17 protein-coding genes are annotated in these 21,273 nt (G+C 69.9%); 7 read left to right on the top strand and 10 right to left on the bottom strand.

Annotated features, from left to right (window positions below; all coding sequences use genetic code 11):
- Positions 1 to 26: 26 nt before the first annotated feature.
- Positions 27 to 1,004, bottom strand: a complete 978-nt coding sequence (locus ACFWBQ_RS32805) for a helix-turn-helix transcriptional regulator (protein WP_385505561.1) — start codon at positions 1,002 to 1,004, stop codon at positions 27 to 29.
- 1 nt (position 1,005) lies between these two features.
- Positions 1,006 to 1,860: a DUF4097 domain-containing protein gene (locus ACFWBQ_RS32810; RefSeq protein WP_385505563.1), complete on the bottom strand. Its 855-nt coding sequence runs from the start codon at positions 1,858 to 1,860 to the stop codon at positions 1,006 to 1,008.
- Positions 1,861 to 2,017: 157 nt separating this feature from the next.
- Between ACFWBQ_RS32810 and ACFWBQ_RS32815 the strand changes: the two genes are divergently transcribed.
- Complete coding sequence (locus tag ACFWBQ_RS32815) at positions 2,018 to 2,851, top strand: hypothetical protein (protein WP_385505565.1); 834 nt, start codon at positions 2,018 to 2,020, stop codon at positions 2,849 to 2,851.
- On the opposite strand, the gene ACFWBQ_RS32820 is transcribed toward ACFWBQ_RS32815, so the two are convergent.
- From ACFWBQ_RS32820 to ACFWBQ_RS32840, 5 genes are all read right to left on the bottom strand, one after another.
- On the bottom strand, positions 2,852 to 3,034 hold the full coding sequence (locus ACFWBQ_RS32820) for a DUF6104 family protein (protein WP_385505567.1): 183 nt from the start codon (positions 3,032 to 3,034) through the stop codon (positions 2,852 to 2,854).
- A gap of 89 nt (positions 3,035 to 3,123) precedes the next feature.
- Positions 3,124 to 6,948 (bottom strand): multifunctional oxoglutarate decarboxylase/oxoglutarate dehydrogenase thiamine pyrophosphate-binding subunit/dihydrolipoyllysine-residue succinyltransferase subunit, encoded by a 3,825-nt coding sequence (locus tag ACFWBQ_RS32825; protein WP_385505569.1) that lies wholly within the window; start codon positions 6,946 to 6,948, stop codon positions 3,124 to 3,126.
- A 259-nt stretch (positions 6,949 to 7,207) separates the two neighbouring features.
- Complete coding sequence (locus ACFWBQ_RS32830) at positions 7,208 to 8,284, bottom strand: ATP-binding protein (RefSeq protein WP_385505575.1); 1,077 nt, start codon at positions 8,282 to 8,284, stop codon at positions 7,208 to 7,210.
- On the bottom strand, positions 8,281 to 9,018 hold the full coding sequence (locus ACFWBQ_RS32835; RefSeq protein WP_056794186.1) for a response regulator transcription factor: 738 nt from the start codon (positions 9,016 to 9,018) through the stop codon (positions 8,281 to 8,283). Before ACFWBQ_RS32835 ends, ACFWBQ_RS32830 begins: the two co-directional genes overlap by 4 nt.
- 235 nt (positions 9,019 to 9,253) lie before the next feature.
- Entirely contained in the window at positions 9,254 to 9,937 is a 684-nt protein-coding gene (locus ACFWBQ_RS32840) for a spermidine synthase (RefSeq protein ID WP_385505579.1), read from the bottom strand.
- 329 nt (positions 9,938 to 10,266) lie between these two features.
- Between ACFWBQ_RS32840 and lon the strand changes: the two genes are divergently transcribed.
- A complete protein-coding gene (lon, locus tag ACFWBQ_RS32845; RefSeq protein ID WP_385505581.1) occupies positions 10,267 to 12,696 on the top strand; it encodes an endopeptidase La in 2,430 nt (809 codons plus the stop codon).
- Positions 12,697 to 12,801: 105 nt separating this feature from the next.
- Here the strand turns inward: lon and ACFWBQ_RS32850 are convergent, their stop codons facing one another.
- Positions 12,802 to 13,566, bottom strand: coding sequence for a polysaccharide deacetylase family protein (locus ACFWBQ_RS32850; RefSeq protein WP_385505585.1), 765 nt, complete (start codon positions 13,564 to 13,566; stop codon positions 12,802 to 12,804).
- Positions 13,567 to 13,725: 159 nt separating this feature from the next.
- Positions 13,726 to 14,559 carry a lysozyme gene (locus ACFWBQ_RS32855; RefSeq protein ID WP_385505587.1) on the bottom strand — a complete coding sequence of 278 codons (834 nt, stop codon included), beginning with the start codon at positions 14,557 to 14,559 and terminating at the stop codon, positions 13,726 to 13,728.
- A gap of 255 nt (positions 14,560 to 14,814) precedes the next feature.
- On the opposite strand from ACFWBQ_RS32855, the gene ACFWBQ_RS32860 reads away from it, so the two are divergent.
- A complete protein-coding gene (locus tag ACFWBQ_RS32860) occupies positions 14,815 to 15,297 on the top strand; it encodes a MarR family winged helix-turn-helix transcriptional regulator (protein ID WP_385505591.1) in 483 nt (160 codons plus the stop codon).
- Between the two features lie 156 nt (positions 15,298 to 15,453).
- Here the strand turns inward: ACFWBQ_RS32860 and ACFWBQ_RS32865 are convergent, their stop codons facing one another.
- Complete coding sequence (locus ACFWBQ_RS32865) at positions 15,454 to 16,239, bottom strand: hypothetical protein (RefSeq protein ID WP_385505594.1); 786 nt, start codon at positions 16,237 to 16,239, stop codon at positions 15,454 to 15,456.
- 364 nt (positions 16,240 to 16,603) lie between these two features.
- Here ACFWBQ_RS32865 and ACFWBQ_RS32870 point away from each other — a divergent pair, with 364 nt between their 5' ends.
- The 4 genes from ACFWBQ_RS32870 to ACFWBQ_RS32885 are packed head-to-tail and all read left to right on the top strand — an operon-like array spanning position 16,604 to position 21,234.
- Entirely contained in the window at positions 16,604 to 19,714 is a 3,111-nt protein-coding gene (locus ACFWBQ_RS32870; protein ID WP_385505677.1) for a nitrate- and nitrite sensing domain-containing protein, read from the top strand.
- Positions 19,711 to 20,190, top strand: a complete 480-nt coding sequence (locus ACFWBQ_RS32875; RefSeq protein WP_385505598.1) for a roadblock/LC7 domain-containing protein — start codon at positions 19,711 to 19,713, stop codon at positions 20,188 to 20,190. The genes ACFWBQ_RS32870 and ACFWBQ_RS32875 overlap by 4 nt, the downstream gene beginning before the upstream one ends.
- The gene (locus tag ACFWBQ_RS32880) at positions 20,187 to 20,600 is read left to right on the top strand and encodes a DUF742 domain-containing protein (protein ID WP_385505601.1); all 414 of its coding nucleotides are present in this window, start codon (positions 20,187 to 20,189) and stop codon (positions 20,598 to 20,600) included. The genes ACFWBQ_RS32875 and ACFWBQ_RS32880 overlap by 4 nt, the downstream gene beginning before the upstream one ends.
- Positions 20,581 to 21,234 (top strand): ATP/GTP-binding protein, encoded by a 654-nt coding sequence (locus ACFWBQ_RS32885; RefSeq protein ID WP_385505602.1) that lies wholly within the window; start codon positions 20,581 to 20,583, stop codon positions 21,232 to 21,234. The genes ACFWBQ_RS32880 and ACFWBQ_RS32885 overlap by 20 nt, the downstream gene beginning before the upstream one ends.
- Positions 21,235 to 21,273: the final 39 nt, after the last annotated feature.

The following is a 21,273-nucleotide window of genomic DNA, read 5'->3' on the forward strand; positions in this document are numbered from 1 at the left end:
TCCGTTCGGCCCCTTCCGCCGCCCGGTCAGACCTTCTTGGTGTCTTCGGCTTTGCCGTCGGCGGTGCCCCGGAGCAGCGTGCCGATGTGCGCCGCGGCTGTTGCGAGGTGGCGGCGGGCCTCCGTCAGCTGGTCCTGGGTGACTCCCCGGTCCCGCGCCGCGTCGCGGATGTCGTCGCGGAAGCGGTCCAGCAGGCGGTCCAGGTCGCGGGACGGGTCGCCCGTGCCCGTCGCGTCGGCGGCCCACTCGACGTCCGGGGCGGCGGGGTCAGGCCTCGTGTACGAGGGCCAGCTGCCGGTCTTGGCGAAGCTGCCGAGCTGACCGGTGATCTCGGCCAGGCCTTCCCGTACGCCCGTGGGCCAGTCGCCCCGAGCGAAATGCTCCTGCACCTGGCGTGCGGCGTTCTGCATTTGCTCGCGTGCCTTCTCGTGGGCCTCCCGGGCCTGCCGACGGGCCTGCTCGGCGTCCTCGCGGGCGCGGCGGGACTCGTCCTTCGCCCGGCGGGCCTGTTCCTTCCACTCCTGCTTGGCCTTGCGCAGCTCTTCCTTCGTCGTGCGCCACGCCTCGCTGTCCCCGAGGTCGGCGTCCCAGCCGCTCCGGCCACCGTCCGTCGCCTGCCGCGAGGCGGAGGCCGCCGCCCGCATCTCGCTGCGTACCTTGCCCGCCGCGCCGCGTACGTCGTCGCGGATCTCGGCGGCCAGCTCGGATACCGATTCGCGGATCTCCAGCTCCAGGTCGACCAGCTCGCCGCTGCGGCCCGCCAGCTCGGCGCGTCCGGCGTCGGTGATCGAATAGACCTTGCGGCCGCCTTCGGTGGCGTGGGTGACCAGGCCTTCGGCCTCCAGCTTGGCCAGGCGTGGATACACGGTGCCGGCCGACGGTGCGTACAGCCCCTGGAAGCGCTCCTCCAGCAGGCGGATCACCTCGTAGCCGTGACGCGGAGCCTCGTCCAGCAGCTTGAGGAGATAGAGGCGCAGGCGGCCATGGGCGAATACGGGGGGCATGTCAGAGCACCTTTCCGGTCGGCTCGGCTTCGTACGGGTCGTCCTCGGCCGCGGGGCGGCGCAGCAGGGCGATCGAGCCGGATACGGTCGTCGCCTTCAGCTTCCCCGTGCCGGCCCCGAGCGTGCCGGTGATCTTCTTCGCCCCCCACTGGCCGCCGACCCGTAGGTCCTCGAAGGCATTGGAGACCGCGCCGCTCGCGGTGTTCGCCTCGACCTTCGCGTCCGCCGGGTGCGGCAGTCGGATGGCGATCTCGCCGGAGACTGTGGTCAGCCTGATGTCCGTGGGCTTCGGGGACGTATCGAGGTCCAGCACCATGTGGCCGCTGACCGATTCCGCCCGCACCGACGTCCCGGCGCCCTCGACGACCGTCAGGTCTCCCATGACGGACTGGAAGCGGAGGTCGCCGGTGACGGCCTGGGCTTCCAGGCTGCCGGAGACGGTCTCCGCGCGGACCACGCCGGAGAGCCCCACCAGGGTGGTGTCACCGGTGATGCCGCGCAGCTCGGTGCGGCCCCGGATTCCGGAGACGACCGCTCCGGCGCCGATCACGCCGACCTCCACCGCCGAGCCGGCGGGCACAGTGAGCGAGACGACGGCGTGGCGCCGCGGCGTCTTCCGGTCGAGCCAGCCGAGGAACCCCTTCCACGGCAGATCCTCGTAGGTCACGGTCAGAGTGCCGTCCCGCTGGGTCACGATCAGCGGTGGGCCCTCGATACCGGAGACCTCCAGACGTGCGGTGGCCTCCTCGGTGCCGACGACGTTGACCGCGCCGTTGACGATGCGCACATTGAGCGTCACGGGGGCGTCGAAGGTGAGCTTCTGAGGCTCGGCGACAGACCACGTCGACTCAGGCATGGATGTGACCTCCCGGAGAGAGCGTGATGTGACGCAACATATCGCGTCTCTTGAGAACACGATATATCGCGGATTGTGGAAGTCAAGGGGCCACCAATGGGCGGCAGGGGCAGGCAGAGTGCGTCATATGGGGGCGAATTGCCCTAGCGTATGGACCATGACGGCGACATCCGTGGGCGCTCTGCTGCTGTGCCGGGCCGACCCCGAGACCGTACGGCCCCTGGCGCACCTCCTGCGTGAGCCGATGCTGCTCACCCCGGCCGGGGACGGGTGGAGCGCCCTCGTCCCCGAAGGGAAGCCATGGCGCAGCGAGGGCGGCGAGCCGGTCGACCGGGTCCTCGGCGGCTGGGCAACCGCGCTCGCGGTGGGTTCCTCCTGGCCGGTGCTCGCCCTGTGGTGGGACGGCGACCGCTCCGGCTACACCCTTGCCTCGGGCTTCCGCCGCCCCGTCGGCTACACCTGGCTGGCCGACGGCACTCCGGCAGGTGAGGACGAGGCCATGCGGACGTTCGCGGTCCGGCTGGGCCTCGATCCGGTCCTGGACGTCCAGGCGCTGGAGGCGCTGACCCTTCCGGAACCCGAGGCGGACGCCGACGCCCGGCTGCGCGGACTTCTTGCCGTCCTCACCCGCACAGGAGTCTCCCTCCCGCCCGGCCTCACCACCGGCGAAACGGCCGACCGGCTGCGCAGCGTGGCCGGGGCGCACCCACAAGCGGAACAGATCGAGTGGGCCGGCTGGCGCGATGCCGTACGGGTGGAGCTCGACGCGGTCGAGAGCGGGAGCCTCGGGCCATGGGTGCTCGGTCCCCGGGCCCGCGCGGCAGCCACAGCGCAGGTCGCAGTGGGAGTTCCGCTCACTCTGTGGGGTGCCCGACGGCGCAGCGGGGGCTGGGTCGCGGCGGGCCTGATCCTGCTGGTGCAGGGTGCCCTGGGACTCGCGTACAACCGGTTCAGACGTGAAGCGGAGGGCGCGGGAACGCCCCGGCGGTGACTACTCGTCCTCGTCCTCGTCGTCCAGCCGGGCCAGCCAGGTCGCCAGTCGCTCGACGGGAATCTCGAAGTCGGGGTTGAGGTCGACGAACGTACGCAACTGCTCGGCGAGCCACTCGAAGGTGATCTCCTCCTCGCCGCGCCGCTTCTCAAGTTCCTCGATGCCACGGTCCGTGAAGTACATACGACCAGAATAACGAGGCCGAAAAGCCGGAGTGCCCGGCCCCGCGATCATCTCGCGGGGCCGGGCACCGACGTGCGTACAGCAGCTGATCAGGCCTCGAAGACCTCGTTGACCAGCTGGGCCTGCTCGGCCTGGTGGCGCTTGGCCGAGCCGACCGCCGGGGACGAGCCGTGCCGGCGCGAGATACGGCGCAGGCGCTCACCGTGCGGAACGTCGGCGCCGACCGCCAGGTCCAGGTGGTCGATCAGATTGAGCGCGATGAACGGCCACGCACCCTGGTTGGCCGGCTCCTCCTGGGCCCAGAGGTACTTCGCCGCGTTCGGGTACTTGGCGATCTCGGCCTGGATCTCCGCACCCGGCAGCGGGTACAGGCGCTCCAGACGGATGATCGCCGTCTCCGTGTCACCACGCTTCTCGCGCTCGGCGTCCAGGTCGTAGTAGAGCTTGCCGGCGCAGAAGACGACCTTGCGGACCGCTTCCGCCTTGACCGACTCGTCGCCGATCACCGGACGGAAGCCGCCGGTGGTGAACTCCTCCGCCTTCGACGCCGCCGCCTTGAGACGGAGCATCGACTTCGGCGTGAAGACGATCAGCGGCTTGTGGTGCGGGTTGTGCACCTGCCACCGCAGAAGGTGGAAGTAGTTCGACGGGAGCGTCGGCATCGCGACCGTCATGTTGTCCTGCGCGCACATCTGCAGGAAGCGCTCCGGGCGGGCGGACGAATGGTCCGGGCCCTGGCCCTCGTAACCGTGCGGCAGCAGCAGCGTGACGCCGGACGTCTGGCCCCACTTCTGCTCGGCCGAGGAGATGAACTCGTCCACGACCGTCTGCGCGCCGTTGACGAAGTCGCCGAACTGGGCTTCCCAGATGACCAGCGACTCCGGGCGGGCCAGTGAGTAGCCGTACTCGAAGCCCATCGCCGCGTACTCGCTGAGCAGCGAGTCGTAGACGTTGTACCGGGCCTGGTCCTCGGAGAGGTAGAGCAGCGGGGTGTAGTCCTCGCCGGTCTTCTGGTCGACGAGAACCGCGTGACGCTGGCCGAACGTGCCGCGGCGGGTGTCCTGTCCGGCGAGCCGGACGGGGGTGCCCTCCATCAGCAGCGATCCGATGGCCAGGGTCTCGCCCATGCCCCAGTCGATCGTGCCGTTGTCCACCGAGGCCGCGCGGCGCTGCATCTGCGGCATCAGACGCGGGTGGACGGTGATCCCGTCGGGGATGTTGACCTGGGACTCGGCGATCAGCTTCACGACCTCCGAGGACACCGCGGTGCTCACCGCCACCGGGAACTCGGCCTGGACGTCCGGGACGTGCGGCTGGGACGGCGCGGAGGTGGCTTCGCGGACCTCCGCGAAGACCTTCTCCAGCTGGCCCTGGAAGTCCTGGAGCGCCTGCTCGGCCTCTTCCAGCGTGATGTCGCCGCGACCGATGAGGGACTCGGTGTAGAGCTTGCGCACCGAGCGCTTCTTGTCGATCAGGGTGTACATCTGCGGGTTGGTGAACTCCGGGTTGTCGCCCTCGTTGTGACCGCGGCGGCGGTAGCAGATGAGGTCGATGACGACGTCCTTGTTGAACGTCTGCCGGTACTCGAAGGCGAGCCGCGCGACGCGGACCACGGCCTCCGGGTCGTCACCGTTGACGTGGATGATCGGCGCCTCGATCATGCGTGCCACGTCCGTGGCGTACATCGAGGAGCGCGACGCCTCCGGGGCGGCCGTGAAGCCGACCTGGTTGTTGATGACGACGTGGACCGTACCGCCGGTGCGGTAGCCGCGCAGCTGCGACATGTTGAGCGTCTCGGCGACGACGCCCTGGCCCGCGAAGGCCGCGTCGCCGTGCAGCGCGACGGGCAGGACCGTGAAGTCCGTGCCGGCCTTGTTGATGATGTCCTGCTTGGCGCGGGCGATGCCCTCGAGGACCGGGTCGACGGCCTCCAGGTGCGAGGGGTTGGCGGCCAGCGAGACCTTGATCTGCTCGCCGTCCAGACCGGTGAAGGTGCCCTCGGCGCCCAGGTGGTACTTGACGTCACCGGAGCCGTGCATCGACCGCGGGTCGAGGTTGCCCTCGAACTCCCGGAAGATCTGCGCGTACGACTTGCCGACGATGTTCGCCAGGACGTTCAGCCGGCCGCGGTGGGCCATGCCGATGACGACCTCGTCGAGGCGCGCCTCGGCAGCGGAGTCGATGACCGCGTCGAGCAGCGGGATGACGGACTCGCCGCCCTCCAGCGAGAACCGCTTCTGGCCGACGTACTTGGTCTGCAGGAACGTCTCGAACGCCTCCGCGGCGTTCAGCCGGCGCAGGATCCGCAGCTGCTCCTCGCGCTCCGGCGCGGGGCGCGGACGCTCCACCCGGTCCTGGAGCCACTTGCGCTCCTTCGGGTCCTGGATGTGCATGAACTCGATGCCGGTCGTGCGGCAGTACGACTCACGCAGCACACCGAGGATGTCGCGGAGCTTCATCAGGGTCTGTCCGGCGAAACCGCCGACCGCGAAGTCCCGCTCCAGGTCCCACAGGGTGAGGCCGTGCTCGTTGATGTCCAGGTCGGGGTGCTTGCGCTGGCGGTACTCCAGCGGGTCGGTGTCGGCCATGACGTGGCCGCGGACCCGGTAGGAGTGGATCAGCTCGAAGACCCGTGCGGCCTTGGTGACGTCGTCGTCGTGCGAGGCGTCGATGTCCTTGAGCCAGCGCACCGGCTCGTAGGGGATGCGCAGCGCCTTGAAGATCTCGTCGTAGAAGTCGTTCTCGCCGAGCAGGAGCTGGGACAGGACGCGCAGGAACTCGCCGGAGGCGGCGCCCTGGATGACCCGGTGGTCGTACGTCGAGGTCAGCGTCATGACCTTCGAGATGCCCAGCTTGTTCAGGGTGTCCTGCGAGGTGCCCTGGAACTCCGCCGGGTAGTCCATCGCGCCGACGCCCATGATGAGGCCCTGTCCGGGCATCAGGCGGGGCACCGAGTGGACGGTGCCGATGCCGCCGGGGTTGGTCAGCGAAGCGGTGACCCCGGTGAAGTCGTCCATGCCGAGCTTGCCGACACGGGCGCGGCGGACGATGTCCTCGTACGCCTGCCAGAACTCGAAGAAGTTGAGCGTCTCGGCCTTCTTGATGGCCGCGACGACCAGCTGGCGGTCGCCGTTCGGCTTCACGAGGTCGATGGCCAGACCGAGGTTGATGTGCTCCGGCTTGACCAGGGTCGGCTTGCCGTCCTTCACCACGAAGGAGTGGTTCATCGACGGCATGGCCTTGAGGGCCTGCACCATCGCGTAGCCGATGAGGTGGGTGAAGGAGATCTTCCCGCCACGGGCACGCTTGAGGTGGTTGTTGATGACGATGCGGTTGTCGAAGAGCAGCTTCACGGGAACGGCGCGGACGGACGTGGCCGTCGGCAGCTCCAGCGAGGCGTTCATGTTCTTCGCGACGGCGGCCGAGGGGCCGCGCAGCGTCACATACTCCGGGCCGGCCGGGGCCTCGGTCGCACCGGCGGCCTTGGCGGGCGCCGGTGCGGCCTGCGCAGGTGCCGCCTTCGCCGGGGCGGGCGCTGCCTGCGCAGGAGCCGCCGCCTTGGGCGCCGGAGCGGCGGCTGCGGGCGCCGCGGCGGGAGCCGGGGCCTGCGCCACCGGCTGGGCCGGAGCAGCGTTGGTGACGGTGGTCGCAGCGGTGGCGGCGGCCGGGGCCGGGGTCACCGCAGCCCCCGCGGCTGCGGGGCCGGGCTTGTCCGCCGTGCCGGACGTACCCGGCTTGTAGTCGGCGAAGAAGTCCCACCAGGCGCGATCGACCGAACTGGGGTCCTGGAGGTACTGCTGGTAGATCTCGTCGACAAGCCACTCATTGGGGCCGAATGCGGCGGCGGGGTTGGACCCGGAGCCTGCTTCTTGATCGGTCGAGATGCTCGAGTTACTGGGGGACTGAGACGACACGGCGGCAACCGCCCTCTTCCGCTTCACAAGGTGATGGACAGCGGAAATCAAGGCTACGCCTCCCCAGCCGTTACGTGCAGGCCGGGCCGGTCTTCGTCGTGCACATCACATCGGAAGCCGGGTTTCGGCGCATGAAATGGCGGGAAACAAGCGGGGTTCCGCTGCACTTCGGGTACGCGAGGCCATGGACATGGCCCCTTGGACCGTATCTCTTTCGGGGCCGCAGCGTAGAACGCGGCCTTCCGGTTCGAACACCAGGTCAACCGTGGAACTGAGCTGTCCCCGGAAGGGTGACCTGGATCCTGCAGCCGCGGGCTGATTCGGCCACGCCTATGTGACCGCCGTGCAGATCCACCGCCCAGCGGGCGATCGCCAGCCCCAGTCCCGTACCGCCGTCGCTGCCGGGCCCGTGCGGGTAGGGCGCCTGACCGCGGTTGAAGCGCTCGAAGACCCGGTGACGCTCCGCCTCCGGAATGCCGGGGCCCTCGTCGACGACCTCCAGTTCGAGCGACTCGGGGTGGGCCCCGCGCCGCGCCAGCACGGTGACCCGTCCGTGCGGAGGGCTGTGCTTGACCGCGTTGTCGATGAGATTGGCGACCACCTGGTGCAGCCGTTCCGCGTCCGCGTGCGCCGTCAGCTCGGGCGGCGACACGTCGAGATGCAGATGGACGTCCGTACGGGAGTGGTTGCCGGAACCCGAGGAGAGCCTGCGGTGCGAGGCCGCGAGGTTCGCTTCCTTCAGTACGCCCGACAGATAGGGCCACACCTCGAAGCGACGGGCCTTCAGGGTCACCACGCCGTTGTCCAGCCGGGAGAGGTCCAGCAGCGTCTCCACCAGTCTGCCGAGGCGTTCGGTCTGCTTCAGAGCCGTACGCATCGTCTCGGGATCGGCGGCGGACACCCCGTCCACCACGTTCTCCAGCACGGCTCTCAGCGCCGCGATGGGAGTACGCAACTCGTGCGAGACGTTGGCCACCAGCTCCTTGCGGTGCCGGTCCTCGGCCTCCAGATCGTCCGCCATGCGGTTGATCGTCTGCGCCAGGTCGCCGAGCTCGTCGCGGCGTCCGGCGCCGCTCACGCGCCTCGTGTAGTCGCCGTGCGAGATCGACCTGGCGACGGCTCTCATCTCGTCCAGCGGCGCGGTCAGACCGTGGGCCACGAACTGGGTGATCAGCAGCGTGGCGATCACGGAGAAGACCGTGATGAACCTGAATTCGGTCCTGGTCCGCAGAGCGACGATCAGCAGACCCGTCGTGATGAACACCGACACCACGACGAGCGTGCCCAGCTTGGCCTTGATCGAGAAGGGCCGCAGTCCGGAGCCGGGCCGCGTCATGGCGCGGGAGTCTCCAGGGCATAACCGACGCCGTGCACCGTGCGGATCCGCTCGGCACCGATCTTCCGGCGCAGTGCCTTGATGTGGCTGTCGACCGTGCGTGTGCCCGAGGCGTCCGCCCAGTCCCAGACCTCCGCCAGCAGCTGCTCCCGGGACAGCACCGCGCGCGGTGTGTTGGCCAGGCAGACCAGCAGGTCGAACTCGGTCGGAGTGAGGTGGACGTCGTCGGCGCGAACCCGGACACGGCGCTGCGCGTGGTCGATCTCCAGCTCACCGAGGCGCAGGATGCCGCTGCGCGGCGTCACGGCGGCCAGTGCGGCCCGCTCGACCCGGCGCAGCAGGACGTGCACCCGCGCCGCCAGCTCACGCATGGAGAACGGCTTGGTCATGTAGTCGTCGGCGCCGACCCCGAGCCCGACCAGCATGTCGGTCTCGTCGTCGCGTGCGGTGAGCATCAGTACCGGTACGGGGCGCTGTGCCTGCACACGGCGGCAGACCTCCAGGCCGTCGAAGCCGGGAAGCATGATGTCGAGCACCATCAGATCGGGCTGCCAGGCCTCGGCCGCGTCAACGGCCGCCGGCCCGTCCAGTGCGGTCTGCACCAGAAAGCCCTCGGCCCGCAGCCGGGCGGAAATGGCGTCGACGATTGTCGGGTCGTCCTCGACCACCAGAACCCGGCGCTGGGCCCCGGGGGTGGCCGCGACGCCGTTGTGGGTGGTGTGTGTCTGTTCCATCGCCCCGCCCCTGCCCGTTCTCGCGGAGGCCATTCCCCCGGGAGGCACGGTTATCGCTTGTGGATTTCGTGGGTGATCCCTCTTGTACCGGTCAGCAGCGTAAAGGCAGAAGACGGCTCCCGGCTACGCAGGGTGTTGTCCGAGGTGAAGGTGTTACCTCGGCGGGAGCGGCGGATCGTCGGCCTTGTGCCGCTTGGCCCGTGGCAGACCGGGGCTGCGGATACCGGGTGGGGGTTCAGACACTCCGGAGTGCGAGATGGACCACGTCGGGCACACCTCGGGCAACGGCTACTTCTTCGGTTCGTACCGCGTGGAATCCGGCATTCCGCAAGGCTCTCCCGAAGCGCGCGGACGGCTGTGCGGACCATACTGCGAGGACCCCGCCGGGCGTCAGACGCGCGTGGCAGGCCGCGAGACCGGCGGGCGTATAGAGGCTTCGGTTGTCCTCGGTGACGGTCCAGTCGGGGCCGTTGTCGATGTCCAGGCATAACGCGTCGTAACGCTCCGTGGTCGAGTGGAGGTGTTCGACGAGGTCCGTACGGAGGACCTCGGTCCGCGGATCGGTGAGGGCCGCACCCGAGATCCGGCCGAGCGGCCCCTCCAGATGCCAGTCCACGATCGCCTGTTCCCGTTCGACGACGACGATCCGTCCCCACCGCTCGCCGGACGCCGCGCGAACCAGCGAGAAGCCGACGCCGAGCCCGCCGATGAGCACGGCCGGGTCCGGCCGGCCGTCGGGCAGTGCGTCGAGCGCCGCGTCGATCAGCAGCCGCTCGGAGCGCCCGTCGGAGGTGTCCATCAGGAAGCAGCCGTTGGCGATGATCTCGAAGTCGTCGCCGCGCTCCCGCAGGACGACTTCACCGTACGGCCCTTCGCGCCGGTCGAGAGTGACGGGGCGGTGGGTGTCTGTGGCGGGCATGGGCGCGGTCTCCGGCATCCGGTCGGCGGCGGGGCGGTCAGCCGGCTCATCATCCCGAGGCGCCGCTGCCGGGACCAGTCATTTCCCGCAGGGTCACCCCTCCGGGTCCGCGTTGCCGTGGTGCGGGAGCTCGCAGCTCGCCCCGGACGCGCCGGGAATGGCCGTGCCCCGCGGAGTGCTGCCGTAGAAGCAGGCGCTGTCCTCGCGGGACATCGAGGTGGGGCGGGTGCCGGAGGGTGATCGCTGAGAGCGAACGCAGGACAGGGAACATTCGGTAGGTCAGGAGCATTGAGTCCACATAACTCAACTTGCCTGCCGAAGGGGAGATCATGACTGCTGAGTCCAATGCGTCCGAGGCGTTCACGCCGATCGACCTGCCCGTGCTGCCCCTCGACGACGAGGTCGTGCTTCCTGGAATGGTGGTTCCGCTCGATCTGTCGGACGCGGAAGTGCGTGCTGCCGTGGAGGCGGCCCAGTCCGTCGCGCGGCCCGGTGGCGGCAAGCCCGAGGTGCTGCTCGTGCCGCGTATCGACGGGAACTACACAGGGACCGGTGTCCTGGGGACCGTCGAGCAGGTCGGACGGCTCTCGGACGGGGATCCGGGCGCGCTGATCCGCGCCCGTGACCGGGTACGGATCGGTGCCGGGACCAGTGGGCCCGGCGGGGCGCTGTGGGTGGAGGGCACACGGATCGACGTGTCCCTGCCCGACCCGCTGCCCGGCTCCGCCGCCGAGCTCGCCAAGGAGTACAAGGCGCTCGCCACCAGCTGGCTGAAGAAGCGCGGCGCCTGGCAGGTCGTGGACCGGGTGCAGCAGATCGAGGACATCTCGGCGCTCGCCGACAATTCCGGGTACTCACCCTTCCTCACCACAGCCCAGAAGGTGCAGCTGCTGGAGACCGTGGACGCGGTCGCCCGGCTCAAGCTCGCCGTCCAGTGGCTCGGTGAGCACCTCGCCGAGCAGGATGTCGCCGAGTCCATCGCCAAGGACGTCCAGGAGGGCGTCGACAAGCAGCAGCGCGAATTCCTGCTGCGGCGCCAGCTCGACGCCGTACGAAAGGAGCTCTCCGAGCTCAACGGCGATCCTGAGGACGAGTCCGACGACTACCGGGCGCGTGTCGAAGCCGCCCAGCTTCCCGAGAACGTCCGCGAGGCCGCCCTCAAGGAGGTCGAGAAGCTGGAGCGCGCGTCCGACCAGAGCCCCGAGGGCTCCTGGATCCGCACCTGGCTGGACACCGTCCTGGAACTGCCGTGGACCGAGCGGACCGAGGACGCGTACGACATCAGGGGCGCCCAGGAGATCCTGGACGCGGAGCACGCGGGGCTGCAGGACGTGAAGGAGCGCATCACCGAGTACCTCGCGGTGCGCAAGCGGCGCGCCGACCGCGGACTCGGTGTGGTCGGCGGGCGGCGCGGTGGTGCCGTGCTGGCGCTGGTCGGGCCGCCCGGCGTGGGCAAGACCTCGCTCGGTGAGTCCGTCGCGCACGCCATGGGCCGCAAGTTCGTCCGCGTCGCCCTCGGTGGTGTCCGGGACGAGGCGGAGATCCGCGGCCACCGGCGTACGTACGTCGGCGCGCTCCCGGGACGCATCGTCCGCGCCATCAAGGAGGCCGGTTCGATGAACCCGGTCGTCCTGCTCGACGAGATCGACAAGGTCGGCTCGGACTTCCGGGGCGACCCGGCCGCCGCCCTGCTCGAGGTACTCGACCCGGCGCAGAACCACACCTTCCGCGACCATTACCTGGAGGTCGAACTCGACCTCAGCGACGTGGTGTTCCTGGCCACGGCGAATGTGCTCGAAGCCATCCCGGAAGCCCTGCTCGACCGCATGGAGCTGGTCAGGCTGGACGGCTACACCGAGGACGAGAAGGTCGTCATCGCCCGGGACCACCTGCTCCCGCGTCAGCTGGAGCGGGCAGGCCTGGAGAAGGACGAGGTGAGCCTCGACGAGTCGGCGCTGCGCAAGCTGGCCGGTGAGTACACGAGGGAGGCCGGCGTACGGAATCTGGAGCGGGCCGTCGCCCGGTTGCTCCGCAAGATTGCGGCCCAGCACGAGCTGGGCGACCGCGACCTCCCGTTCACGGTGACCGAGGAGGACCTGCGGGGACTGATCGGACGCCCCCACCACGTTCCCGAGTCCGCCCAGGACCCGGCCGAGCGCCGTACCGCGGTGCCGGGCGTGGCCACCGGGCTCGCGGTGACCGGAGCGGGCGGTGACGTGCTGTTCGTCGAGGCGTCGCTGGCCGACCCGGAGACCGGGGCGTCCGGACTGACCCTCACCGGTCAGCTCGGCGACGTGATGAAGGAGTCCGCCCAGATCGCGCTGAGCTTCCTGCGGTCGCACGGAGCGGAGCTGGAACTGCCGGTCGCGGATCTGAAGGACCGCGGCGCGCACATCCACTTCCCGGCGGGCGCCGTTCCCAAGGACGGCCCGAGTGCCGGTATCACGATGACGACGGCACTGGCCTCGCTGCTGTCCGGGCGGCTCGTCCGTACGGATGTGGCGATGACCGGTGAGGTGTCGCTGACCGGACGGGTGCTGCCGATCGGCGGCCTGAAGCAGAAGCTGCTGGCCGCGCACCGGGCGGGCATCACCACGGTGGTGATTCCCAAGCGCAACGAGGCCGACCTGGACGACGTCCCGGCAGAGGTCCTCGACACCCTGGAGGTCCACCCGGTCACCGATGTCCGCCAGGTGCTGGAGATCGCGCTCGCCCCGGCGTCCGTCGGGGCCGCGGAGAGGATCCCGGCTGCGGCGTAGGCGTCACGCAGTGACGGGCGTGGCACCACGGACGCGGCCGGTACGGACGGCCCGCTCCTCCCGCGAGGGAGGAGCGGGCCGTTCCGCGTATCCGGCCGGGTCGGGTCACGGGCGATAGACCGTGCCGGGCTCCGGCTCTGCGGGGGCCATCAGCTGGGGGACGGTCACGAAGGTGTAGCCGCGCTTCCTCAGTGTGTCGATGATGCCCGGCACCGCGGGGACCGTCCCCTTGTAGATGTCGTGCAGCAGGATGACCCCGTCCTTGCCGGCCTGGTCGAGGATGCGCTTCCGTATCAGCGCGGAGTCGTTCGTGGAGTAGTCCTTGGCGGTCGCGCTCCACAGGATCTGCGAGAGCCCGAGCTCCTTGCAGATCCCGGAGACCGTGTCGTCCGTACGGCCCTGCGGCGGGCGCATCAGCCGCGGCTTCTTCCCCGTGATCTTCTCGATCGCGAGCTGGGTCTTCTCCAGTTCGGCGCGTATCTCCCCGGGCTTCCTGTCCGTCAGGATCTCGTGCGTCCACGTGTGGTTGGCGACTTCGTGCCCCTCGGCCTCGATGCGCCGCACGGTGTCGGGGTGCTTCAGGACGTGGTCCCTGCCCAGCAGGAAGAACGTGGCAGGCACCTTCTTCTCCTTGAGGATGTCCAGGAGACGCGGGGTGTCCTTCGCCGGTCCCGCGTCGAACGTCAGCGCGATGCACTTCGCCTTGCGGCAGTCCACCTGGCCGAACGAACCCTTGGCGTCGGAGGCGGCGTCCCGGCGTGCGGACCCCGGCGCCGTGGTCTGCATCGAGCAGCCGCTGAGCGTCAGCGTGAGCGCAGTCACAAGGGCGGCAGCCAACCCCGTACCGAACGGCGACATCTTTCTGGGCATGACAGGTCACTCCTTCGCGGCTGTGTCGCACACCTGCGGTGCGGGACGCCGTGACTATACATAGTGTGTATACACGTCATGCATAGTGGGTCCCCGGCAGCACGGAGCCCCGGTGACGTGGGGCTCGTCACCGGGGCTCCGTCGTGCGGTGGGGCTTGATCAGCCGTTCGCGAGCGCCTGTACGCGGTCGAGGGCGCCGTTGAAGTGGTTGTGGTCACCGACCGTGGGGCCGGACGACGTGTACTGCCAGATCGTGTAGTAGCCCCAGCCGGCCGGAAGCTCGCCGACCGTGGTGTTGTAGCGGGCCACCCAGAGCGGGTTGGTGGCGCCGAAGCTCGCGTTGTTGCCCGTGCAGTCCTTCCACCAGCTGGTCGCGGTGTAGATCACCGGGTCGCGCCCGGTGCGCGCCTTGTAGGTATTCGCGAAGTCGCGGATCCAGGAGACCATCGCGGCCTGGGTCTTTCCGTAGCACTGCGCGCCGTACGGATTCCACTCGATGTCGAGCACGCCGGGCAGCGTTCTGCCGTCCCTGGACCAGCCGCCCCCGTTGTCGACGAAGTAGTTGGCCTGGGCGGCGCCGCTGGTCGTGTCGGGGGTGGCGAAGTGGTACGTGCCGCGGATCATGCCGACGTTGTAGGAGCCGTTGTACTGCTGCGTGAAGGACGTGTTCTTGTAGTACGTCCCCTCGGTGGCCTTGACGTAGGCCCACTTCACGCCGCTGTTCCACAAGGTCTGCCAGGCGACGTCGCCCTGATGGCCGCTGACGTCCACGCCTTCGGTCTGGACGGCTTCCGTGCCGGTGGGGCTGCCGCCCCGCTGCCCGTCGTGGGCGATGACGCCCTGCCCCATCCTGGCTGTACCGCGCTGGGGAATGTCGGCGGCGGTGGCCGCGCCGGGCAGCGCGAGCAGGAGAGTGAGGGCGGCGAGGAGGGTTCCCGCTGCGGCGAGGTGCGAGCGGCGGGTCGTTCCGGATCCGGATCTGTGCACGGGCATCTGCGTGCCTCCGAGGGCTCGGTGGGGGGAGCTGCTGGCCCAGGAGCGCGTGCGGGAACACTCCTGCAGTGCGTGCCGTCATGGTGTGGACATGCCATCCATGACACCCATGAAGCTACGCACGTAGACCTGCCCGGCGGAAGGGGGCCCGGCCGCTTCCGATGGTCTACGCCTGCGAAATACTGGCCCAGCTGCGGCTATGGCCGGAGCTGAAAGAAACTTTCATCGGCGGGAAAGCGTATGAGGGGTGCTGACGTGCACGGGAATGGAAGCGCAAGTGAACCCGGCGCGGCGGTCGGGAGTGGTGTGGACCACGAATTCCTTGCGCTGGAGCGCGAGTTGGCGGTCTTTCTGCGACGGGCACGGGCCAGCTCGGGGGAGATGGCCCGGGAGGTTCACCCGGATCTGGAGTCGGCGGCCTACGGGCTCTTCGTGCGGCTGGAGTCGGCCGGCCGGCAGCGTGCCACCGAGCTCGCCGCCTACTTCGGTGTGGGCAAGGCGACCATGAGCCGTCAACTGCGCGCGCTGGAGGCACTCGGTCTGGTGGCGCGTGAGAGCGACCCGGCGGACGGCCGCGCCTCACTCGTCCGGCTCACCGACGAGGGCCTCGCCCGCTTCCGGAGCGTCCGAGATGCCCGCCGCGGACGTTATGCCCGCAAACTGGCGGACTGGGACCGCGCCGAGGTCGCGGAACTGGCGCGGCTGCTGCACCACTTGAACGAGCGTGCCGAGGACTGAGATCCGGCCGGGAGCGCAGTGCGAAGGGGCCGCGGTGCGGCGACCGGCCCGCAGCACGCCGGCCCGCGGCACGCCGGCCCGCAGCTCTACGACGGTCCGCAGTTCGGCGACGGCGGTCCGCAGTTCGGTGCGTGAACGCGCCCGCGCCGCGCCTGCCTACAGCTCGACCAGGACGGCTGTCGCGTCGTCATGCGTCTTGCTGCGGCGCAGGTACGTGCGGTCCGTGTCGGCCCTCTCCAGCTCCCTGACGCGATCGATCAGCCCCTGCGGCCCCGCCTTGCGCAGCAGCCCCAGCGTGGCCTTCCAGTCGCCCTCGCGGAACGTCTCCGTCCAGCGGCTCGCGCCGTCGGTCAGCGCCGCCAGCGCCCGGGCCTCCGCGCGCGCGGTGCGTCCCGTCACCGCGCGTGACGCCACCTCGGGGTCGGCGGCCGCCGTGAAGAAGCCGCCCTCCTTGTTCCGTACGCGCGCGTCGGCGATCGCCTCGGAGGCGAGAGAGCCCGGTGGCAGCCGGTCGAGACGGTCGTCGAGGACCGCCCGCACCGTGCCGTCGGGCGCTTCGACGAGCAGGGCGGAGTCGGAGAGCACCAGGTGCTCGATCTCCTGTTCGTCCCAGCGCGCCAGGACCACTGTCGCCTGAGGTGTTCGTACGTGAGAAAGGTCACACAGGGAACGATGCGTGTCGGCGGTGCGCCGAATGGACATGGAGAGGATCTCGGTCAGCGTCAGATCCCGTCGCGAAGCGGACAGTTCGACCAATGAGCCGCCCAGTCTCGCGGTGAACCAGGGCACCGAGTGCACACATCCGTCGTCACTCCGGGGCGGCGTGACGCCGTCGAGCAGGACGAGCACCCCGCCCTGGCCGGCTGCCGGGAGGGCCGTCGATACCCAGTCCTCGTTGGGGCGTTCGGGGCTGCCCGGCTCGGTGGCGAGTTCGATACGCATGCGGCCAGTCTGCACGATGCCTTCACGAGGGCTACACGTTCCCGGGGTTGGACCGTACCGGCAGGTCAGAGTGGCCTCCCGGGGTGGAAGGCGAGGCTCCGTGCATATGCGGGCGGGCATCCTGCCAAAGCCTGGGCCGAAGTTCCACCCAGGGGGCCGTGCATGGCTGGAGGCGCCTCCGGGGAGACTTGTTCGCCAACTCAGGAGTGATGTTCACTCGTTCGAGTGGCGGAGCGGTTGATGCGCGCCCCCCTCTCAAAAGCACTGGAATGGTCAGAAGCCGTACCAGGGGTGGGGGCGCCTATTCACATGACCGTGCGTCACCTCTGCTTCAAGGGTGGACGAGTCAAGATTGCGAGCACCGGTGCAGAAGAAGCGGCCTCGGAGCAAGGACAGCACGCGCGACGGTTCCGGGGCGATGCCTCCGGCAGCGGGTGCCGACAAGCGGACCGTACGGGTACGCAGTCGGCTCGTCGCCGGCGTTGCCGTCGTCGGGATCACCGTCATCGCCGCGGGCGCCCCAGCGGCTCTGGGCGCTTCCTCCGACCTCAACGAGTCCCAGCGACTGGTCACGCTCGCCGAGCTGAACCAGCAGGCCATCACGCTCGCTCACTCGCTCGCCGACGAACGTGACGACGTCACCGCCCACATCGCCGCCGGCCGTGACGAGGACGACGCCAAGGTCGCCCGGAGCGCGCCCGCAGCCCGCGTCGACCAACAGGTGGACGAGATCAGGGCAGCCGCCCCCGCAGCCCTGCGACGCGATCTCTCCACCATCCCCTCGCTGCGCCGCGACGCCCTGACGGGCAAGGGTTCGGCGCTGGAGGCCCACCAGGCGTACTCCGAGGTCATCGCCAAGCTCCACGACCTCGCCGACGAGCTGGCCGAGAAGACCCCGCCGCGCGCCGCCGACGCCACGCGCGCCCCGCTCGCCCTCGGCGGCGCCGTCGAGCAGGCCTCCGCCACCCGGGGGCTGCTCCTGGCCGCGCTCTCCGTTCCCGGCACGGAGCCGGCAAAACCGCAGATCGACCCGTTCACCGGGCTTCCCGTCCAGACCCAGGACGAGGGCGACAGCGAGAACGACCGCAACCGCGACGAGCTGAGCGCCGCCGCCCAGCAGGCCCGGGTGCGCGAACTCGCCTCGCTCGCCGAATTCGACCAGGCCGCAGGACCCGCCGCCCGGGACAAGCTCGCGTCCACCGTGACCGGCCCCGAGGTCAACAGCGCGGAGAAGTACCTCACCCGGCTCACCGACCGCCCCGAGCTGTCCGAGGCGGACCGCAGGACCGACCGCAAGAAGGCCCGTACCGCGCTCTCCGCCCGCATCGACCGGATGCGGGGCGTCGAGTCCGCGCTGGGCACCGCCCGGGTCAAGAGCCTGGAGCAACTGCGCGACGACGACGTCACCGCGCTCGAACTGCGGATCGCGCTGCTCGGCGGCTGTCTGCTGATCGCCGTCGGCGTCTCCACCGCGGTCGCGCGCACCCTCACCCAGCCGCTCGCCGTCCTGCGGATCGGCGCAGGCCGGCTCGCCGCCGAACCCGAGACGGCCGAGCCGGTCCGCTACACCGGACGCAACGACGAGTTCGCCCAGGTCGTACGGTCCATCAACACCCTGCACGGCAAGCTGCACGGGCTGCACCACGAGACGGCAGGCCGCTTCGAGAGCCTGCAGACCGAGCGCGGCGAACTGATCGCGGGCCGTGAGGCCCTCACTCTCCAGCGGGCCGAGCTCCAGGTCCAGGTCGCCGAGCTCACCACGGCGCTGGAGCAGTTGAAGAACACCGTCCACCACACCTTCGTCAACCTCTCCCTGCGCACCCTTGGTCTCGTCGAGCGCCAGCTCGGTGTCATCGAGGGGCTGGAGGAGCGCGAGCAGGATCCGGAGCGCCTCGCCACGCTCTTCAAGCTGGACCACATGGCCACCGTCATGCGGCGCCACAGCGAGAACATGCTGGTCCTCGCCGGTACCGAACACGGGCACGGGCACGCGGGGTCGATCCCGCTGGTCGACGTGCTGCGTGCGGCCGTCAGTGAGATCGAGCGGTACGAGCGGGTCACCATCCAGTCCCTGCCGCCGCACTCCCAGATCGCCGGCTTCGCCGCCGACGACCTGAGCCACCTGGTCGCCGAACTCCTGGAGAACGCGACGTCCTTCTCGCCCCCCGACTCCCATGTCGAGCTCTCCGGCTGGCTGCTGGAGTCCGGTGAGGTGATGCTCTCCGTGCAGGACGAGGGCATCGGCATGTCGGCGGTCCGGATGGGCGAGCTCAATGCCAGGCTGGCCGACCCGGCATCGTTCCAGGCGGGTGGACAGTCTGCGGACGGGGCCGGACTCGGACTTCAGGTGACCTCGATGCTGGCCGCACGCCACGGCGTACGGGTGCAGCTGCGCGAGCAGAAGGGGGGCGGGGTGACCGCGGTCGTCGTGCTTCCGCAGGCCCTGCTGCCGAAGGCGCCGCCGGCCTCGTCGCCGCCGCCGGTGCAGATGCCCGGGGACGCGCCCACGCTGAATCTGCCGGGTTCCGTCGCCGAGGCCAACTCCAATGCGTTGCCCGCCCGTTCGGCCGGCGCGTCCGAGGATCCGCTGATCGCCGCCGCGGAGCGGACGATCCTGGAGTCGGGCACGGCCCCCGACCCGGCTGCGCCCGCCGCGTACGAAGAGCCGTCGCACGTGGAAGCCGCGCACCAAGAGCCCGTGCACGCAGAGCCCGTGCACCAAGAGCCCGTGCACGCAGAGCCCGTGCACGCAGAGCCCGTGCACGCAGAGCCCGTGCACGCAGAGCCCGTGCACGCAGAGCCCGTGCACGCAGAGCCCGTGCACGAAGAGCCCGTGCACGAAGAGCCCGTGCACGCAGAGCCCGTGCACGCAGAGCCCGTGCACGCAGAGCCCGCGCACGCAGAATCCGTGCACGCAGAGCCCGCGCACGTAGAACCCGCTCACCAAGAGCCCGCGCACGACAGGTCCGAGGACGACAGGCCCGAGGAGGACGCGCCCGTCCCCGGGCCCGCCGAGTCCGAGGCCGAGACGACGATGCAGGTCCGGCTGCCCGTTCCGCAGGACGCGCCGGACCCCTACACCATCGGCCCCGACCGCCACGAGCGCGCCGCCGACACGAGCCCCGCCCCGGCCGCCCCTGCCCCCGTTTCCGTCGCCGACGCCCTTCCGGGCCCGCGGCAGCCGGTGACCGAGCGCGTCACCGACAAGGGGCTGCCCAAGCGCACTCCCAAGGCTGTCGCCCCCGCCGCGGCGCCCGCCACCGAGCGCAAGGGCAGCCTGGACAAGGACGCACTGCGCCGCAGGCTCGGCGGCTTCCACCAGGGAGCGAAGGACGGCCGACGCGATTTCGAGGCCGCGATCGCAGGGAGCGACGGCGCCGAGAGCGCCCCACAGACCGACCACAGTGAGCTGAACGACCGTACCGATGGTCGATTCGATGAGACGGGGGACACAGTCGAGGAGGCACGCAGTTGACTGCGCCCAGCACATTCGGGCTGAGTACCGAGGCCCGTAACCTTCACTGGTTGCTGAGCAATCTCGTGGAGGAGGTGCCAGGGGTGCACTCGGTCACCGTCGTCTCGTCCGACGGGCTGATGCTGCTCTCCTCCGACCCCGGTCTCGCGGCGCCCAAGGCGGCCGGACGGCCGGAGGGCCCCAAGGGCTCCAGCGCCGACCTCGCCACCATTGTCTCCGGCATCGGATCCCTCACCGTCGGCGCCGCGAAGCTGATGGACGGCGGCGGTGTCAAACAGACGATGGTCGCCATGGAAGAGGGCAGCGTCTTCGTCATGTCGATCAGCGACGGCTCCCTGCTCGGTGTGCACGCCACCCCCGACTGCGACATGAGCGTCGTCGCCTACCACATGGCGCTCTTCGTCGGCCGTGCCGGACACGTACTCACCCCCGAACTCCGCAGTGAACTGCGCAAATCGATGGAGAGCGCCCAGTGACCTCTGCTGCTGAACCCGTACGCAGGCTCCCCGTCCGCGGGTCCGATCGCAGGCCCGCACGGGTCCGCCCGTACTCTCTCACCGGTGGCCGTACCCGCTTCGGCCACGTCCTGCTCGTCGAGACGTTCGTCGCCGCGCTGGAAGCCCCCGAGGAGCGCCGCGAGCTCACGAACGGCAACCTCGCCTCACGCGTCATGCCGGAGCTCCGTGCCATCGTCGAACTCTGCCGTCGTATGCGTACGGTCGCGGAGATCTCGGCCCTGTTGAAGATGCCGCTCGGTGTGGTCCGGGTGCTGCTCAGCGACTTGGCCGACCAGGGAAAGATCCGCGTGTACGGAACCGGTCACGGAACCGGTCAGCCCGACCGCGCACTGCTCGAAAGGGTGCTCAATGGACTCCGCCGTCTCTGAGGCTCCGCTCTTCACCCCGCGCCGGCCGGGGCCTCGGGACCACCAGCCCGACGAGTCGGTGCAGGCCTGGCAGCTGGACCATACGCGTGCTCCGATCGCCACCAAGATAGTGGTCGCGGGCGGGTTCGGTGTGGGCAAGACGACCTTCGTGGGCTCGGTCTCGGAGATAACGCCTCTGCAGACCGAAGCGATGATGACGCAGGCCAGCGAGGAGACCGACGATCTCACCGCCACGCCCGACAAGGTCACCACGACCGTCGCGATGGACTTCGGCCGTCTCACGCTCGACGACGACCTCGTGCTGTACGTCTTCGGCACACCCGGCCAGCAGCGCTTCTGGTTCATGTGGGACGACCTCGTGCGCGGCGCGATCGGTGCGGTCGTGCTCGCCGACACCCGGCGTCTCGCCGACTGCTTCCCGGCGCTCGACTACTTCGAGAGCTGCGGACTTCCGTACATCGTCGCCGTCAACCACTTCGAGGGATCCCCCGGTTACGAGGAGAGCGACGTCAGGGAGGCCCTGACCGTACCGCCGCACGTGCCTGTTGTGATCATGGATGCGCGTAAGAGGATCACGGTCGTCGAGTCGCTGCTCGCCCTCGTGGGGCACGCGCTCGACGCCACTCCCGCTTGACCGCCAGACGCACCCACGTACACGTAACGGAGAACCGCG

This window comes from Streptomyces sp. NPDC060035 (assembly GCF_042736635.1).
Taxonomy (GTDB): Bacteria; Actinomycetota; Actinomycetes; order Streptomycetales; family Streptomycetaceae; genus Streptomyces.